Source organism: Lysinibacillus sp. NPDC056232, assembly GCF_042267565.1.
In the GTDB taxonomy this organism is placed as follows: domain Bacteria; phylum Bacillota; class Bacilli; order Bacillales_A; family Planococcaceae; genus Lysinibacillus.
The window spans coordinates 42,164-59,534 of record NZ_JBHJTF010000011.1 but is presented as its reverse complement, the minus strand read 5'-3'; the positions used below and the strand labels follow the sequence as shown (position 1 = coordinate 59,534).

General features: G+C 35.7%; 23 protein-coding genes. 17 read left to right on the top strand and 6 right to left on the bottom strand.

The window, feature by feature from the left end:
• The first annotated feature begins 3 nt into the window (after positions 1-3).
• From ACFCYJ_RS10655 to thrS, 11 genes are all read left to right on the top strand, one after another.
• The gene (locus ACFCYJ_RS10655; RefSeq protein WP_376073955.1) at positions 4-636 is read left to right on the top strand and encodes a class I SAM-dependent methyltransferase; all 633 of its coding nucleotides are present in this window, start codon (positions 4-6) and stop codon (positions 634-636) included.
• Positions 637-648: 12 nt separating this feature from the next.
• Positions 649-1,620 (top strand): HD domain-containing protein, encoded by a 972-nt coding sequence (locus ACFCYJ_RS10650; RefSeq protein WP_376073954.1) that lies wholly within the window; start codon positions 649-651, stop codon positions 1,618-1,620.
• Between the two features lie 264 nt (positions 1,621-1,884).
• Positions 1,885-2,283 (top strand): MarR family winged helix-turn-helix transcriptional regulator, encoded by a 399-nt coding sequence (locus ACFCYJ_RS10645; protein ID WP_376073953.1) that lies wholly within the window; start codon positions 1,885-1,887, stop codon positions 2,281-2,283.
• Positions 2,283-2,630 carry a DUF3147 family protein gene (locus tag ACFCYJ_RS10640; RefSeq protein ID WP_376073952.1) on the top strand — a complete coding sequence of 116 codons (348 nt, stop codon included), beginning with the start codon at positions 2,283-2,285 and terminating at the stop codon, positions 2,628-2,630. Before ACFCYJ_RS10645 ends, ACFCYJ_RS10640 begins: the two co-directional genes overlap by 1 nt.
• A gap of 11 nt (positions 2,631-2,641) precedes the next feature.
• A complete protein-coding gene (locus tag ACFCYJ_RS10635; protein WP_376073951.1) occupies positions 2,642-3,127 on the top strand; it encodes a GNAT family N-acetyltransferase in 486 nt (161 codons plus the stop codon).
• Positions 3,128-3,274: 147 nt separating this feature from the next.
• Positions 3,275-3,739, top strand: a complete 465-nt coding sequence (locus tag ACFCYJ_RS10630; protein ID WP_376073950.1) for a hypothetical protein — start codon at positions 3,275-3,277, stop codon at positions 3,737-3,739.
• A gap of 314 nt (positions 3,740-4,053) precedes the next feature.
• On the top strand, positions 4,054-4,554 hold the full coding sequence (locus ACFCYJ_RS10625; protein ID WP_376073949.1) for a hypothetical protein: 501 nt from the start codon (positions 4,054-4,056) through the stop codon (positions 4,552-4,554).
• Between the two features lie 543 nt (positions 4,555-5,097).
• On the top strand, positions 5,098-5,886 hold the full coding sequence (locus ACFCYJ_RS10620; protein WP_376074038.1) for a lipid II flippase Amj family protein: 789 nt from the start codon (positions 5,098-5,100) through the stop codon (positions 5,884-5,886).
• Between the two features lie 10 nt (positions 5,887-5,896).
• Entirely contained in the window at positions 5,897-6,289 is a 393-nt protein-coding gene (locus tag ACFCYJ_RS10615; protein ID WP_376073948.1) for a hypothetical protein, read from the top strand.
• 451 nt (positions 6,290-6,740) lie between these two features.
• The gene (locus tag ACFCYJ_RS10610; protein WP_376073947.1) at positions 6,741-7,100 is read left to right on the top strand and encodes a hypothetical protein; all 360 of its coding nucleotides are present in this window, start codon (positions 6,741-6,743) and stop codon (positions 7,098-7,100) included.
• A 457-nt stretch (positions 7,101-7,557) separates the two neighbouring features.
• Positions 7,558-9,474: a threonine--tRNA ligase gene (gene thrS, locus ACFCYJ_RS10605; protein ID WP_376073946.1), complete on the top strand. Its 1,917-nt coding sequence runs from the start codon at positions 7,558-7,560 to the stop codon at positions 9,472-9,474.
• 196 nt (positions 9,475-9,670) lie between these two features.
• Here the strand turns inward: thrS and ACFCYJ_RS10600 are convergent, their stop codons facing one another.
• Together ACFCYJ_RS10600 and ACFCYJ_RS10595 are read right to left on the bottom strand one after the other, a co-directional pair.
• Complete coding sequence (locus ACFCYJ_RS10600) at positions 9,671-10,135, bottom strand: hypothetical protein (protein ID WP_376073945.1); 465 nt, start codon at positions 10,133-10,135, stop codon at positions 9,671-9,673.
• Between the two features lie 148 nt (positions 10,136-10,283).
• Entirely contained in the window at positions 10,284-10,460 is a 177-nt protein-coding gene (locus ACFCYJ_RS10595; protein WP_376073944.1) for a Spo0E family sporulation regulatory protein-aspartic acid phosphatase, read from the bottom strand.
• A gap of 518 nt (positions 10,461-10,978) precedes the next feature.
• Between ACFCYJ_RS10595 and ACFCYJ_RS10590 the strand changes: the two genes are divergently transcribed.
• A complete protein-coding gene (locus tag ACFCYJ_RS10590) occupies positions 10,979-11,620 on the top strand; it encodes a hypothetical protein (RefSeq protein WP_376073943.1) in 642 nt (213 codons plus the stop codon).
• Complete coding sequence (locus ACFCYJ_RS10585; RefSeq protein ID WP_376073942.1) at positions 11,620-12,174, top strand: histidine phosphatase family protein; 555 nt, start codon at positions 11,620-11,622, stop codon at positions 12,172-12,174. The genes ACFCYJ_RS10590 and ACFCYJ_RS10585 overlap by 1 nt, the downstream gene beginning before the upstream one ends.
• Positions 12,175-12,295: 121 nt before the next feature.
• On the opposite strand, the gene ACFCYJ_RS10580 is transcribed toward ACFCYJ_RS10585, so the two are convergent.
• Entirely contained in the window at positions 12,296-12,850 is a 555-nt protein-coding gene (locus ACFCYJ_RS10580) for a GNAT family N-acetyltransferase (RefSeq protein WP_376073941.1), read from the bottom strand.
• Between the two features lie 172 nt (positions 12,851-13,022).
• Positions 13,023-13,214: a hypothetical protein gene (locus ACFCYJ_RS10575; RefSeq protein WP_376073939.1), complete on the bottom strand. Its 192-nt coding sequence runs from the start codon at positions 13,212-13,214 to the stop codon at positions 13,023-13,025.
• A 40-nt stretch (positions 13,215-13,254) separates the two neighbouring features.
• Between ACFCYJ_RS10575 and ACFCYJ_RS10570 the strand changes: the two genes are divergently transcribed.
• Positions 13,255-13,377: a hypothetical protein gene (locus ACFCYJ_RS10570; RefSeq protein ID WP_376073937.1), complete on the top strand. Its 123-nt coding sequence runs from the start codon at positions 13,255-13,257 to the stop codon at positions 13,375-13,377.
• Between the two features lie 125 nt (positions 13,378-13,502).
• On the opposite strand, the gene ACFCYJ_RS10565 is transcribed toward ACFCYJ_RS10570, so the two are convergent.
• Positions 13,503-13,643, bottom strand: a complete 141-nt coding sequence (locus tag ACFCYJ_RS10565) for a hypothetical protein (protein WP_376073935.1) — start codon at positions 13,641-13,643, stop codon at positions 13,503-13,505.
• Positions 13,644-13,902: 259 nt separating this feature from the next.
• On the opposite strand from ACFCYJ_RS10565, the gene ACFCYJ_RS10560 reads away from it, so the two are divergent.
• The gene (locus tag ACFCYJ_RS10560; protein ID WP_376073934.1) at positions 13,903-14,385 is read left to right on the top strand and encodes a GNAT family N-acetyltransferase; all 483 of its coding nucleotides are present in this window, start codon (positions 13,903-13,905) and stop codon (positions 14,383-14,385) included.
• A 92-nt stretch (positions 14,386-14,477) separates the two neighbouring features.
• Positions 14,478-14,900, top strand: coding sequence for a GNAT family N-acetyltransferase (locus ACFCYJ_RS10555; RefSeq protein ID WP_376073932.1), 423 nt, complete (start codon positions 14,478-14,480; stop codon positions 14,898-14,900).
• A gap of 49 nt (positions 14,901-14,949) precedes the next feature.
• Here ACFCYJ_RS10555 and ACFCYJ_RS10550 read toward each other — a convergent pair whose 3' ends face one another.
• The gene (locus ACFCYJ_RS10550) at positions 14,950-15,687 is read right to left on the bottom strand and encodes a class I SAM-dependent methyltransferase (protein ID WP_376073930.1); all 738 of its coding nucleotides are present in this window, start codon (positions 15,685-15,687) and stop codon (positions 14,950-14,952) included.
• Positions 15,688-16,126: 439 nt separating this feature from the next.
• On the opposite strand from ACFCYJ_RS10550, the gene ccsB reads away from it, so the two are divergent.
• Complete coding sequence (gene ccsB, locus ACFCYJ_RS10545) at positions 16,127-17,296, top strand: c-type cytochrome biogenesis protein CcsB (protein ID WP_376073929.1); 1,170 nt, start codon at positions 16,127-16,129, stop codon at positions 17,294-17,296.
• The last annotated feature ends 75 nt before the right edge of the window (positions 17,297-17,371 follow it).

The following is a 17,371-nucleotide window of genomic DNA, read 5'->3' as shown; positions in this document are numbered from 1 at the left end:
ATTATGCTAAGTCAACAAGGATTTAATTTATGGGCTGATGGTTACGATAAAACGGTTCAGCTAAGTGAAGAAAGCAACCAATATCCATTTGCAGGATATAAAGCAGTATTAAATACGATTTTTAATGAGGTCATGTACATTCCAAAGTCTACTGTATTAGACATTGGATTTGGCACTGGGGTGTTAACGGCAAAGCTTTATGACAATAGGCATATGATCAATGGATTCGATTTCTCCTCGAAAATGATCGATATCGCCAAAGAAAAAATGCCAGATGCAAACTTAATGGAGTGGGATTTGTCAAAAGGATTGCCAGCAGCGCTCCTTCATCAAAAATATGACGCGATTATGAGCACCTATGCGCTGCATCATTTTACCGATGAAATAAAGGTGCAATATATTACATCATTATTGCAGCAGCTAACACCTGCAGGTAAAATTTTTATTGGCGATATCGCGTTTGAAACAAGAACGCAACTTGAAAAATGTCGTGAAGAAAGTATTGGCTATTGGGACGATGATGAATTTTATTTTGTCCATGAAGAAATGAGTTCCTTATTAAAAGGAGTGTGCCAATTAGAATTTTACCCGATCTCGCATTGTGGTGGGGTTTTTGTTCTTTCAAATTTTGCGTAGGAAGATGCTTAAATGATTATTTCTGATTATATATATGGTGAATTTGAGATAGAGGATGTGTTAGAGGAACTTATTTTGAGTAAACCGGTACAAAGGTTAAAGGGTATTCATCAAGGCGGGGCAAGTTATCTTGTAAATAGCCGATGGAATGTAACACGTTATGAACATTCAGTTGGTGTCATGCTGTTAATTAAACAGCTCGGAGGCTCTTTAGAGGAGCAGATTGCAGGATTATTGCACGATGTTTCACATACAGCTTTTTCGCATATCATTGATTTTGTCCTTGAAAATAAAGCGGAAGATTATCATGAAGAGATATTTATGGATGTGATTAGGAAATCAGAAATTCCTATTATTCTAAAAAAGTATAACTATAATTATGAACATCTACTTTTAAATACTACAAAATGGAGTTTACTTGAACAACCAGCTCCTGAATTATGTGCAGATCGAGTAGATTATACGTTAAGGGATATGTATGTGTACGGGCAAATCTCGCTAGAAGAAATACAAATGTTTTTAAATGATATCGTTGTTCAACAAGGAATGATGTGTCTTCAAAGAATTGAATGTGCAGAATGGTTTGTGAAAACATATTATAAAGAAGTACTTGATTTCTTTATGAATCCGTTAAATATTTACGCCTATGATAAATTGGCACAAGCGCTCAAGATATCAATAGAAAAAAAGATCATTACACTCACTGATTTTCTTAAGGAAGATTATGAACTAATTGATCAGATTAAATCTTCGAATGATAGGCAAGTGCAGAGCCTTTTAAAACAGCTTCATCCAGATGTAAAAGTGAGGGTGGATCAGAAAGAATTTGATATTCATCAAAAGAATAAAACCCGACTTATCGATCCTTCGCTTTACATTCACAATAGATTAATAAGGGCAAGTGAATTATCTGAAGATGTTAGAAAAATGAATGTAGCTGCAAACGAAAAATTTCAAGAGGGTGTATTTGTAAAGATTCTTTGATTCTTTGGTAACTCACAAATAAAGTTTCGATAAATTATTTTAAACTCTCGATAAATCTAGTGAATGGGCTGTCAATAGACAGCCCATTTATTTAGCATGTGGAAAGCTTCCTTATGTTGAATTGCCTTTTAATGGCTAACAAAATATTCGCGCATTCAAAAAGTGTGAAAATTTCAACTTTTTGAATGTGGGAGTAATTCTCTTTTGTTATATCGCACGTTACGATATAATCGTTTATAGCGATATAATAAAGGGGCAAATTCAATGATTAAAGATATAAATAACTATTTTACATCAGTTTTTTACCATCTACATTCAACGCATGAAGATTCAATTTCACATCAGAGCGTGCGTATTTTACAGATGATTCAAAAGGAAGATGAAGTAAATGTGCGAGATATTGCAGGGTTACTGAATATTTCTCAAAATACAGCGTCTGAGCATATCAAAAAGCTGGAGCGTAATGGTTGGGTGAAAAAAGAGCGGGACATCGATGATCAACGTAAAGTACATATTCATTTAACAGCTGATGGGCTTCATGTTTTAAAGAAAAACACAGAATTAGATGATGAAAAACTGCAATATGCACTAAATCAACTTTTAGAAGAAGATCAACAAATGATTTTACAGGCATTTCGTTTATTAAGCGAGGTGGCTAAATAATGTACACATTTGTAAAAATTCTATGCTCTGCAGCCGTTATTGGTATTGTGACAGAGATTGCTAGAAGATTTCCTAGTTATGGTGGCATTATTGCAGCACTGCCACTTGTCAGTATTTTAAGCATCATTTGGCTTACTGTGCAAAGTGAATCGAGTGAGCATATTCAGCGATTTACGGTTGGTGTAATCGTTGGACTTCCAGCAACAATGGTGATGCTATTTGTTATTTATTTGGCAATGAAATCATCGATCCATATCGTTTTTGCTATTGGACTTGGTGTCATTTCATGGGCAATATTTCTAGGTGTCCAAAAAGCCATAGCTAGTATGTTTAATTTTTCTATTTAGGAGAATGATAGATGACAGTGATTCCTATTCAACAATTACCCCAATATGATGTGATGCAATTTTTTACGGAGCATTGGGGAAGTACAGAAATGGTCATTTCTAGTGGGATTTATGACTGTAGTAAATTAGAGGGGTTTGTTTATGTAGATGAACAAAACACGATTTTAGGTCTTGTGACGTATAGTATTCGTGAAGAAAAATGTGAAATTATTTCCCTTGATAGTATTGTAGAAGGAAGGGGGATAGGTTCATTGCTTGTACAAGTAGTTGAAGAAAATGCATTCGAACAAGGCTGTACAATGATTACCCTCATTACGACAAATGATAATTTACACGCGATAAAATTTTATCAAAAGCGAGGCTATCACTTAGTCGAAATCATACAAAACGCGGTCGAGCAAGCAAGAGCATATAAACCTGAAATCCCTTTCATCGGCAATGATGGGATTCCAATACGTGATGAAATACGTTTAGCAAAGCAATCTGGCTTATATTGAGTCAGATTGTTTTTATTTGGGTATAAAATTCAGCGAAGACAAAGAAGTTAGGTGGAAGTGAAGAAAAATCCTTACTGTATATTTCAAGCTTTCATCACCTACGATTTCTCGCTATACTTGATAGGTAGCAAGAAAGTGAGGAATGACATGAAAAAATTACTATTTGTTTTATTATTTAGCGTTCTAGTGGTGGGAGCGGCCTTCATCATTTATTTAAAAAGCAATCCACCACTTGTCATGAACAGCTATACGAATCCTACAGATAATTCAACTATAAGAATTGTAGAGATAGAGAATAAAGGACTGCGTGAGATAGAGCTTCAACAAATTCTCGTTAATGATAAAGTGCCTAAAAATGCCGAGCTTGTCGTGAGTAAGTCTGAACCGTTTGAAGCAGAAACAAAGCTGGTGGGTAATCCAAATATTACCTATCATAAATTAAGGCAGGTAACTATTTTTCCTAGTCAATACATAGATCGCCAGGCCATTGGCAAGCAGCCTCAGCATTATGCAGTAAAGGTTGAGGCACCTTCTATTAAAAAAATAACGATTAAATACGATTATTTAAAAATACCATTTACTTTAACAGCTGAGTTACAAACGACAAAGTAAAGTGAAACTAAAATCAGTGGGGGTTTCTTACCCCACTGATTTTTAGTTTTCACCAATCGCACTTTTACGGGCAGTTGACCTTTCGTTTCATTTCATAGCTTTCACTATTTTTTTGGGTGGAATACTTGTACCAGTCGCTTCGCTTATTACGGCATGTAAAAGCGGGTTTGAATGGCTAAGTTAGTCCATTCTCGTTTTTTGTCTTATCATTTATGCCTATGTCATTTCATAAGATTGTTTGGTGAAAAAATACCATTATTCCTAAAACATGGTAATCTAATAGTAACAGCAATTGCAATGTCGGGAGGGACTAAATGGGATTTATCGTCGTTAGTATAGTACTTGTTATCTGTATTTTCACTGTGACTTTAGTGGTTATTCTAAAGCATTCGAAGGAGGATATTAAGCTAGAAGTAACTGCTGTATGTGAAGGGGAAAATGAATTAGGTCAAGCTATTATGAAGATATATTTTACATTTTCAATTGGCAAACTGGCTCAACGTAAAAAAGAAATAATAGGCAGTATTGATTGGTCAAAAGGATGGATGCCTGTTTGCTATAATTTAAAGGAAAATGGGGCCTATCAGGAGCAACGATTACTCTTTGCTACAAATGAGACAACCTATATAACCTTCGAAATAAACGCTATAGATGATCTAGGACGGGGGGAGGGGTATGTTGTATTAGTATTAGAGGATCCTATTTCTACAGATATATCTAGAGCGGGTGTGATTCTTGCTGTAACTGCCAATATGGTGACTTATCAACTATCTGATTCAACTAGCTGGAATAATGACTTTGCTGTTAATCATTAAATATTGACAAAAGCTATTCATTAGGGAAAAAGTGCCTAATGAATAGCTTTTCTATTTGGTAGGAAAATAACGGAACCTATTAGAGTATATTTCGTAGAATATATTAAAAGGAAGGAGTGTCTCAGTAAAATTCATTATTATAAGGAAAAACAAAATGAAGAGGAACTTCATCAATATGCCCTAAAGCACATCGCCATATAACCTATGGCAATACAAGCCTTTGAAGAAATTATTGCAACCTATTTAAGAGTGGAGAGTTGTGAGGGGCCAAATAAATTCAATATAAGATATGATACATATGATGACGATGTGAAAAGTCTCCATAGGAATCATTGGATTTCTAGTATTCAAATGGAAGTAAGAGGCATACATTGCCAGAAAAAATGCAATCGCTTTCTCTATCAGTACAATTCCTCATAAAGAATGGGGAGTATATGAACGAGATTGGATCAAACGATTACTCAAATTCATGCAAGAGTGTCGACCAATCAACAACCGAAAAGAAGGTAACAGACTTTGGATATTTTGACAGAAAAATTAATAATGATTGCTTTGTTTATTCTCATCATCCATTCGATAGAGACACTTGCGTATGCAGTTCGATTATCGGGTGCACGTGTGAAATTATTAGCCTCTGCACTATCCTTGTTTAATGTGATGGTCATGTTTTCGAGGCTGGCAAATATGATGCAGCAGCCTTTTACTGGCAGTCTGACTGATACAGCACCAAAGGAAAACACGCTGGCATTTGTGGAGCAGCAATTCCGAGTACTTATTGGCGCCGCTTCACTAGGTACATTAGTAGGCATTCTACTATTGCCTACATTTGTAGCGATATTTTCAAGGGCTATTATACATTTGTCTGAGGAAAGAGGCTCCATTCCAGCATTATTCAAAAAAGGCTTTAGTATCGAGTATTTCAAACGCGGGATAAAGCATATTCGCCTGCCGAGTTTTTCGTATTTAAAGGGGATTAGTTGGCGCGATATTCCCCTTAAATTATTTATCGTTAATGTCGTTATTACGGCCATCTATACAATTGGAGTACTGTCTGCACTTTACGCCGCATTATTAGTTCCTGAAAGATCGAATACAGCTGTGATGTCGTCAGGGCTTATTAATGGTATAGCAACGATGTTATTGATTATTTTTATTGACCCTAAAATTTCCATTCTAGCAGATGATGTTATCAATCAAAGAGGAAGCTACTTAAGTCTTAAACAAGCTTCTGTGATGATGATGGGTTCAAGGCTGCTAGGAACATGTTTGGCGCAGCTATTATTTATTCCCGGGGCAAAATATATTGCATGGTTTACACAATATATGACTTAGGAAGATTTACATGAATCAAGAATCGTATGACAGACCAACAGATTATTATGATGACCAGCTTGTTACTATTGATGAACAAATTTGTGCGCTCATAAAGCAGCGTAACCATCTATCAAATAACAATCCCAGTTTTTCACCAGAGGAAGCGCTTTCTCGTTGGGCTAAAAAATATGGTTTTTATGAGGCTTATCTTGCATCATTATTCGGGATGATGAGAACGGAAGAGTATTATAAACCTCGCGTGGAGCCGACCGCTTTTAGTAAGCATATCTCAGTTTTAAAGTCCGTAGAAGTTGATGAACGATTCTATACGGTAACTTATATTCGGCAATATAAAAATGCAAGTGTTGTACAGCTATTAACGGATTGGGATCCAAGACAAGAATCAAAATGTTTATATTAATGAAACACACAACATTTTTGAGTTGTTTGTAGGAGAAGAATACGACTGTTGGATAGATAGTGGAGGGGGAACAAATGGACATGAAAGTTGCACTTTTATCATCTCACCTCCGTTACCTGACAATATAAAAGGTCTAGATTTTGTCTTTAAAGAATCTAGCGACGCCTTTGGAGAAAAAACGACTGGATTGGTGATTACTTTTTAACTTATTTCAGTAGATGTCACGGAATTGGAAAGAAGTTCTTAGGGGATGTTAGCCTAAAATCATCGCATCCATGCGATAACGGCTAACTGACCTGCTTCGTGCAGGCCTAAGTACAAAGCCTATTCCGGTCGCAATTATGCCGAGGCATAACTGATGCTGAATAACACCTTACTCTAGGAATTAAGAAGGATAGATTGAAGTTGATATTATCATGATAACTTTCAAGGAAAGGGAAATCGAGATCCAATGAAAAAATTATGCTTCCTAATTTTAATGATGTTTGTGTTAGTTGCTTGTAGTACGAATCAACAAGAGGAGGTGCATTACATAGCGAAAAGTGAGCACTGGAAGGCCGTATATCATAGTAATGCGGAGGAGGGCTTACGGCTTTTTTATCTTGGTGAAGGTAAAGACTTGGGTGATTTACAAATAACGATTGAAGGGTCTAAAGAATCACTAACTATTGATGACGCCCGAGTGAATATAGATAAACAATTTGCCTTAAAGAAAAAAGAAAGTGCGAAAATTTTTAAAAAGGATGCTGCCCCAAGCATTCAAATTCAATGGCAGTCTCACAATGAGACTTTAGAAGTGCGAAATAGCTGAAATAGATGAAGACATGAGCATAGGAGTGCCCAGACACCATCGCTCAAAAAATTCAGTGATCGACATCGCTACTTTCCTGCTATGCATTTGCAATAAAAACACCTTAAATTGTTTCATGAAAACGAATTTTCGAACATTGACAAGTAATGGAGCATTCGTTATAGTAGATAACAATTTCACAAAGCAATGAAATTGGCGATGAGAAGGACACGAGTTTTGAAGAACGATTCATAGAGAGGGAGGCCTTGGCTGAAAGCTTCCTAATGCAGCTATCAAAACTTACTACCTTTGAGCAGTGCTTGGAAACTTGCACCGTTAATGCAACGTTACTGCATTTCAATGAGCCACTAGTGCATCTAGTGGGAATTTGGGTGGAACCACGGGTAATCAACACATGCTCGTCCCTTTATGGGGCGAATATGTGTTTTTTTTATTTTAAAATAAAGGAGTAGAGAACATGTCAAATCAAGTTATTAACATTCAATTTCCAGATGGTAAACAACAAACATTTTCAAAAGGTGTTACATTAACCGACATTGCACAAGCGATTAGTCCCGCTTTACGTAAAAAGGCAATCGTAGGGAGTGTGAACGGAACCATCATTGATTTGACGCGCCCGATTTTGGAGGATACACAAATTTCCCTGTACGATGCTAGCACAAAAGAAGGAATTCAAGTGATTCGTCATTCAACAGCCCATTTATTAGCCCAAGCGATAAAACGTTTATACCCTGATGCTCAATTTGGGGTCGGACCAGTAATAGAAAATGGGTTTTATTATGATATCGACGTTGCGCATTCCTTTGCGCCTAGTGATTTGCAACAAATTGAAAAAATGATGAAGCAAATTGTTCAAGAAAATATACAAATACAGCGCAAAGAAGTAACAAGAACAGAGGCACAACAGCTATTTGCTCATGATGCGCTAAAGCTAGAGTTATTAGAGGATATTCCTGAACATGAAGTTGTGACGGTTTATGAACAAGGAGACTTTTATGATTTATGTCGTGGACCCCATGTACCTTCTACAGGTAAATTACAACACTTTAAATTAATGAATGTGTCAGGTGCTTACTGGCGTGGAGATAGCAATAATCAAATGCTTCAGCGTATATACGGTGTAGCATTTGCCTCAAAAAAAGAGCTTGAGGAATATTTTGTTTTCCTAGAAGAGGCGGAAAAGCGGAATCACCGAAAGCTAGGAAAAGAACTAGCGTTATTTATGTTTTCAGAGGAAGCGCCAGGGATGCCATTTTATTTAGCAAATGGCCAAATTATTCGTAACGAATTGGAGTCTTATTTACGTCATTTACAAGAAAAATTTGATTATCAAGAAGTACGCACACCATTCATGATGAACCAGCGTCTATGGGAGCAGTCCGGACATTGGGATCACTACAAAGACAATATGTACTTTACACATGTAGATGACCAAAGCTTTGCATTAAAGCCTATGAATTGCCCTGGGCATATGTTGATTTATAAAAATGATTACCATTCATATAGAGATTTACCGATTCGTATGGCTGAATTTGGTCAAGTTCATCGACATGAATTTAGTGGCGCATTAAATGGCCTTTTACGAGTTCGTACGTTTTGTCAGGATGATGCACATATTTTTGTTACGCCACAGCAAATTGAAGATGAAATTGCGCTTGCACTGAAGATTATTGATGAGGTATACAAGGTTTTTGGCTTCCAATATGATATTGAATTATCAACACGTCCTGCTGATTATATGGGTGAACTTGAACTTTGGAATCAAGCCGAAGCGGCGTTAGAAAACGTACTAACGAATCTAGGCTTTCCATTTACAATAAATGAAGGTGACGGAGCGTTTTATGGACCAAAAATTGATATTCATATTAAAGATGCCATTCATCGCAGTCATCAATGTGCAACGGTGCAGCTCGATTTCCAACTACCTGAAAAATTCGACTTAACGTATGTCAATGAACAAAATGAAAAAGTAAGACCTGTCGTTATTCATCGAGCAGTATTCGGTTCTATTGATCGCTTCTTAGGCATATTGATTGAGCATTTTGGAGGGGCGTTCCCAACGTGGCTTGCACCTCAGCAAGTAAAAGTCATTGGGGTTGCAGATAAGCATCGAGAATATGTACAGCAAGTTGTTGAGGCTTTACAAAATGAACAAATCCGTGTAAGTATTGACGATCGACAAGAAAAGCTAGGTAAAAAAATTCGTGAAGCTCAAATGAAAAAAATACCTTATATTTTAGTGCTTGGTGATCAAGAAATGGATACTGAAAATGTCACTGTTCGTAAATATGGTCAGCAAGCATTAATTGAAAAATCATTGCAACAGTTTATAGTGGAAATAAAGCAAGAAATACAGCAAAAGGCCTTATCTTAAATAGGGATAAACGATTCCTATAAAACAAATTAGCTCGACTCTAAGGGAAGTCACTACCCCCGAAAGTCGAGCTATAACAGCCATGGAATATATGTTATTTTCAGAATCCGCTTAAAAATGTTGATTTTTTCTTCGAATGTGCTACTATTAATCAATTTTCAAGCATACAATAAATTAAACAACAAACGAAATACAATTATTTGATGGTGTTACTTTGGTAATTACTATTTCCTAAAAGGATAGTTTGTGTTTCAGCGTCAATGACCAGGTATTTATGATAAGTCTCCTGATCCAATTGCTTATAGGATGCTAAAAAATATACTTGTCGATTGGGATGAATAAAAGTATGTTGAGAGAGGTCTGTTTTTTTACGTATGAAATTTGTCTTTAGATTAAATGTTTCCTCAGCCTTCGATACGTCCTTAAAGGCTATTCTTTGACGAATGTTCAAGGTAGCATTGTTATATTCCTCATAGATTGTCCTATCTAATTGATGATAAAAATCATTCTCAGTACGAAATGCTTGATATTGATTATTTGGATATTTATAAGATGTAGTTACAGAAGGTATGCAAAGAATCGGTGCTGTGTTTTCTACTGAATCTTGAGGCTGTTGTAGTAAAAAGCTTGAAGCGACCAATGATAAAATAAATACCTGCATTAATAGGCCTCCTTTTTCCTGTCATAAAGAAGATAGCCCATTTCTATGTTATTTATACGTATCTTTACAACAGCAATAGGAATTTGATGTCTATTTTATAACCGGAAACTAATACAGGATAAAACTAGAAGAGTTATCGGAAATAGTTTTAGCTGGCTTTATTGATCGCTTTTGAATATTTATTTAGTAGGACATCTAATTCTTGGCTACAATCTACTACACTAGGATGGGTGAAACCTAAAGCCTTAGCCTTTCTATACATAATTTTTCTTTTAATTTCAATCTCCATCTTCAAGAATTGTTTATGCGTTAAATAGTTAACCAAAATCATTTCCCCCTATTATTTTTTCTCCATATTCTTGAAATACATTGACCTCGATTCAACTTTTTCATTGTATCTCACCTAAAATGAAAAATATGTCACATTGTGTATAGGTTGAGAAATTCGTAATTTAGTCATAGAAGAATATATTTATTCTTATATTGGGAAAAAAATTAAAAATAGCAACGATGATTATTTCGGACTATTTAAATTACTTTTATTGTATTATTTATGTATTTTATTACCCTGTATACTAGAATATTAGGGTTTTTTTTTGGCCAGATTTTAGAAAAGGTACAGAGTGATATTTAATAGATTAGCGTCCTTTTTACTATAAAAATTGTTGCCTTCATCGACTGAAAATTTAATAGTCTTCGTATCTTGTCACAATTTATCAAATAAGCTTCTTTGTTGTTTGTTATTGAGGAGATTTCATTTTGATTGAAAATGTTGAGAATTTTCGAAAAATATAGAATGGTGGATATATAGGGTTGAATCTATTAAATAATAGGGGGGATACCGTGTTGAAGTTAAGGTTGCAATTTTTAAGTGTTATTATCTTATCTTGTTTAATGTTAATCGCCTGTTCAGAAGTGAAAACAAAAACAGGAGAATCTCCCGGATCAACGGCAGTTACTAACCATTCTGTTCAACACGTGGAAGAATCAAAACCGACACCTCCAGTCATTGATAGGGATTATGATTTTACATATTTAGAGGAATTTACAGAAGAAAAAAGAGCTTTATATGAAGAATTTTTAAGCAATGGGAATATGAATAGTTTAAAGACTTTTACACCAGAGGAAATGGTGTTAATTATGATGAATTTAATATTTGAGAATAATTTCGATAAACTCTATGCAATTACTTACAATAACAATGAGCTTCCAGATAAACAAACTTTTATATCAGAGTATATAGATTTTTTATTTGATGAGGATATACAAAATTATTTAATGTACAGATACTACGATAATATTTCTTTGAATAAAGATTCTAGCACCGAAAGTATAGCAATTGTTCAATTGGAGATAATTTTTGGAAGCTCGCACTATCTCAAGAATTATGCCTTATTAAAAGAGGATGATATGTGGAAGGTTGATATATATAATTATATGAAAGAAAAGAAGGCAAAATCCGAAGAAAAATTGAGGAGATATTAATGACCGTAATATATTTTGTAAGACACGCTCATTCTCACTATACAGCTGATGAGTACAATCGTCCGCTTTCCGACAAAGGGTTTAAGGATAGGAATCGTATTACTAAATTATTTACAAATAAAATAATCCATACTGTATATTCAAGTCCCTATAAAAGAGCTGTTCAGACGGTGGAAGGTATAGCACAAGAACATAAGTTAGAAATAAATACGATATATTCTTTGAAAGAAAGAATACTATCTAAAGGGAATCTACTTGACTTTGACACTGCGATTCATCAAGTGTGGCGTCATCCGAATTTCGCGTTTGAGGGTGGAGAATCAAATGAAGTCGCCAAGGAACGAGCTATTACTACCTTGCAAAAAATTATCCTTGCACATCCAAATGACAATATAGTGATTGGTACACACGGCAATATAATGGTCTTAATGATGCAATACTTTGATGCGCAGTATGACTACTGGTTTTGGAAAAAACTTTCAATGCCTGATGTGTATCAACTTACATTCCAGCATTTCGTGTTAAGTGATGTTCAAAGAGTTTGGGAAGAATAAGAGAAGGGGCTGTCTTCTGGCAGCCCCTTGGTTCATTTTATCGAGAAGAATCTACAATTTATCGACGAGAAATGTGGATTTATCGAGAAAGCCGAAGTATTTCCACACTGAGGAAAAAAGCTTATCCTATTTGATTCCATTCTTCCCGTAAAAGGCCAAATAACACTACATCATGAAATTGACCGAAGCGGAAAAGCTCATTGCGTAAAATACCTTCTTTTGTAAAGCCACACTTTTCATAAGAGCGAATAGCTCCTTTATTAAAGCTGAAAACCTGAAGCTTGATTTTATTAATGGAAATATAATTAAAAATAAAGTGAATAAGAGTATTCATTGCATCCGTTCCAAGCCCTTTACCATGCCATTGTTCGCCAATTGAAATGCCTACAAAGCAAGTACTGTTTTTCCAGTTGATTCCATAGACAGCGCAGGAACCGATAAGCTCATTTGACGACTTTTCGAATATACCGAAGATAAACTCCTCTTTTTTTCCACTAATACTTTGAAAGAATGAAGAATGATCCTCAAAAGTATTAGGAAAGGGAATGTCGTCATTAGCCAGTAACAACGTTTTCTGTTCACTTTCAATTTTTACAAATGCTTCTAAGTCGGAAGAAGTCATTTGCTGTAAAGTAATAGATTGCCCTGTAAGAAATTCTTTAAAATAGTTTTCCATTTGTTTTCTCCCTTGTTCAAGGGCTGCAGTTTGAGTTTACATCCCTTTGAATATTTGTTGTATAAACAAAATATCTACTGCACTTTTCGCACTCATATTCACAACCCCTTACGTTTAGATAACTTTATAGTAGCATTTTTGGTGATTAGTGGAAATAAATATTTTTAATGGCTCATCTCCATATCGAGGGGTTGATTTCCGTTCCAACTGGGCGCTTTGTTGCTGCCGCTACGTTAGCACTACGCTTTCGCACAGAGCAAAGCTTCCTGGGGGCGTCCGATGAGCCGCTTTTGTTGTTGCTGTCGCTACGCTTTCGCACAGATAAAACATTTGCTGCCGCTACGTTAGCACTACACTTTCGCACAGAAAACATCCGCTCCGCTGCAGGGTCTCGGGCCAACACGATGTTGGTCACGAAGGCGTTATCACAGGAAGTGATGCTTTTAGCCTTCGTTCCTCTATTGCTGATCCCCAAGGAGTCGCCCAGTCGTAACGAAGATCAACTTATACCAAATAGTAACCATTAAATGGTGTTTCCAAATAATTACGATACTTTAATTCTAAAAATTTTCGAATTGCTAGTTAAATCAGATAATATAGTCATAGCTTCTGCTGCATTAGGGCGAACACAAAATGTTTCGATATCGATATTTTAATCCACTAGTAAATCATACGCTGTAGCGCCGACAACATAAGCTTGTCCAATAGTATTCCATTTTTCTATCAGTTCCAATTCTTCTAGAATAAGATTAGCAGTTTCTTTTCGCTTTGAAGCTCTCTCAATTAGTGCCAAAATTTACACCTACTCTAAAATAAATTTCTAAATCATGCTAGAATACATTATATTTTCTATTTATTCAATATATTATTATGGAAATAAACTGTATTAAATGCGTATTTTCAATCTATAAATGAATTATCATAATCCGGTCGCGTTGTTTATCTGGCGAAAGTGAACCGTCAGTGGCGAATCTTTTGTGTAGCAAAAGCAAAGCGACAGATACAATTACGCCAAGGTGGAACGACGACTAAAGAGGAAAAGGGGAGCTTTGATGAGATTAAAATTTTATGAAAAAAAAGATGATCACTTAATTGAACGATATACGATTACAAAGGAGCAGCTTCGTTATACGATGTCTCCGAAAGAGAGCATTGAACTAGTGCAGCAGGATAAAAATCGTCATGCCGTTCTTGTAATAGATGAAGACAGGCTCGTGACATTCTTTGTGTTGCATGAAAAAGAGGGCGTTACGCCATATTCCTCAAATGAACAGGCGATATTAATCCGTGCCTTTTCGACAGACTTTTATGAACAGGGTAAAGGCTACGCAAAAACGGCATTACAGCTTTTGCCGGACTTTATTTTGGAGCATTTTCCAACTATTAATGAGCTTGTGTTAGGCGTTAATAGTCCGAATACTGCCGCACAGTCACTTTATAAAAAATGCGGATTTGTCGATGAAGGAAGGCTGGCAAAGGGGTTCAGGGGTGAGATTAAAGTGATGAGTTATTCCTTAATTAAAAGTAACAGCTAAAAATTTGATTAGAAATGTTGTACTTGTACGATGATGGGGCTACTTAATGTTTAAATCAATCTTTTCGTATATAAAAGAAATGAGGTGACAGAATGATAGATTTGCTGGAAGCACGTATGGAGCATCTCGATGAAATATGTGCGATTGATCAAGAAGTAATGGGGGATTTTTCGAGAAGCGGATATTTGCGTACAGCAATTAACGAAAAACGTTGTATCATTCAACAAACTGAAAAAGGAATTGCTGGTTTTCTTATTTTTACGAATGACTTCTTTGAAAACTGCTTCATCTCATTAGTTATTGTCAAGCTATCTGAAAGAAGACAGGGTGTTGCCACAGCATTATTAAACTTTTATGTAGAAATGGCTGCCACTCCCAAAATCTTTTCATCTACAAACCAATCAAATACTAGTATGCATAAAGTATTTGAAACGGCAGGATTTATAAAAAGTGGGTTTATTGAAAACTTAGACGAGGGAGATCCGGAAATTATTTATGTGAAATTAAAAAATTAGCAAGGCCTCGCAGTAGAAGTACTGCTGCGAGACCTTACCATATGAAAGATTATTTTCTTGCTCGTATTACTAAAAAGGAGGGGCGACGATGTTCTTTTTCTAAGGAAGGCAGTTTTTGAATAGCCTCTGAATCAGGAATCGGCTCTAGTATTTTTTCTATCGTTAAGTCATGTTCGATCAATGTATTGATGATTGTAGAAATGCTACGGTGATATTTAACAACACCATCCACAAACCAAGTTCGCTCACGCAAGCCCTCATCTTGGTAATTGTCAATCGCGTAATGGCACCTATTGCGACTGTTGTCATACATCCAATTATCCTCCATTGTTTTACGAGCTGAAGCAATCGGATGCTCCACAGAAAAAACAAATACGCAACCTGGACGAAGCATTTTCGCAATTTTACCAATCGCAGCACTAAAATCCTTTATATAATGCAAGGAAAGAGAGCTTGTTATACAGTCAAAGCTGTCAGGAGCTGCATGAAAATCCTCTATTGCTCGCAATAAGTACTCTATATGCGGATGGGCATGTTCACGTTGAGCCATTGCCAGCATATTTTTTGAAACATCTATAGCCGTTACATGCTGTGCGTTATTTTCTATACAATAGTACGCGAATTGTCCCATTCCACAGCCGATATCAAGCATCTGTAAATTAGTTAAATTAGGAAGTAAGGATTTTAACGCTGGTTGTTCAAGTAAGTTATTGTAGTTATATGGTGCTTGACGTAGCTTTTGATATTGGTGGAAAAATTCCGGATGGTCATAAATATTTTGTTTCATGGCTAACCTCCACTTGTCTCACATAACGTTATGTAACATTTGCGCATATTTATTGTCACATAGCTACCTTAAAAGAAATAGACTTTTATTTCAACTTTTAGTAAGATGTAGGTAGAGTCATGCCATCTTTTTGTAATTTGCCATCTATTTGCATATATAGATGGTTTATTTTTTTGACATGAGGACGTCTTTAAGAGATTTATTCGCTATTTTATGTCACGGGATTGTAACAATTCTGAAAAAATAAAATTATTTAAAGGGAAATGATGGCACTTACTTCGATGAATAACGTTATTTTTATTGGAAGCTACTATATAGTTTCCTCAAAAAATGGATCATCACAAAAGGGTGAGGAGGGCAATACCATTTATATAAGTCGGAACGGAAATCAACCTCACATTATGGTGATGAGCAAAAAAATACTTTGGAGGATTTTACATTGAGTAAAGAAACATTATTAAGTTTAAGTAGTAATTCATTGTTCGTGGCATTTATTTTACTACTGATCGCGATTATACCGATTGGACTTGCCGTGAAATCAAAAGGGAAGATGTTTGGAAAAGTCGGTCTTCTACTTACATATATTGCTTTTGCTTTACAGCTAGTTTATTTCATTTTAAGATGGATTGCTGTTGATCATGCACCTGTAAGTAATATGTATGAGTTTATGACGTTCTTTGGCATCATGCTTACTGGTAGTTATTTGATCATTCATTTTTTATATAAGCAAATTGTTGTAGGCTTGTTTGCGATCCCTGTGTCATTAATTATTCTCGGTTATGGAAGCGTTTTTACAAAAACGGTTTCACCACTTGTTCCATCACTGCAAAGCAATTGGTTAACGATTCATGTTATGACAGTTGCATTTTCAAGTGCTGTTTTATCGATCTCATTTGCAACAGGTATTATTTATTTGTTAAGAACATTAGATGTTTCTAAATTTTCGATGAGTACAGTTGCCTTGGAATTTGTTATGTATTGTTTAATTGTTGTGATTGGCTTTATCGGGGTGGGCACTTATTTTAATTTAGCAGGAGACAAAATCGAGGTTCAATTTGAAAATAAGCTAGAGAAGAAAGAAACAGCAGTTTATACGATGACGCCGCTGATTGTCAATAAAGATGCAGTCACAACTAGTGGGGATCAGGTTGGCGCTTTGCAGATTACTAATAAGTTAGATGCGAAGAAATTGAATTCTATTGTATGGTCATTTATCGTTGGAACAATTTTATATGGGGTAATTGTACTTATTACGAGAAGACGATTAATTGTTTTATTAAAGCCATTAACAAACCGTGTACAACCAGCATTAATGGATGAAATTACATATCGAGCAGTTGTTATAGGTTTCCCATTGTTTGCCCTAGGAGGTTTATTGTTTGCTATGATTTGGGCACAGATTGCTTGGAGCAGGTATTGGGGGTGGGATCCTAAGGAAGTGTGGGCACTTATCACATTTTTATTTTATGCCGCTTTCCTTCATTTCCGACTTTCTAAAGGCTGGGAAGGGGAAAAGACAGCTTGGTTAGCGATTATTGGCTTTGGCATTATCGTGTTTAATCAAGTATTTGTAAATTTAGTCATTGCAGGGTTACATTCTTACGCATAAGAGAGCTTGCCAATTTCCTAAATTGAATATAGTGAACTAAAAAAGAGACATCCGCAATTGGGATGTCTCTTGAAT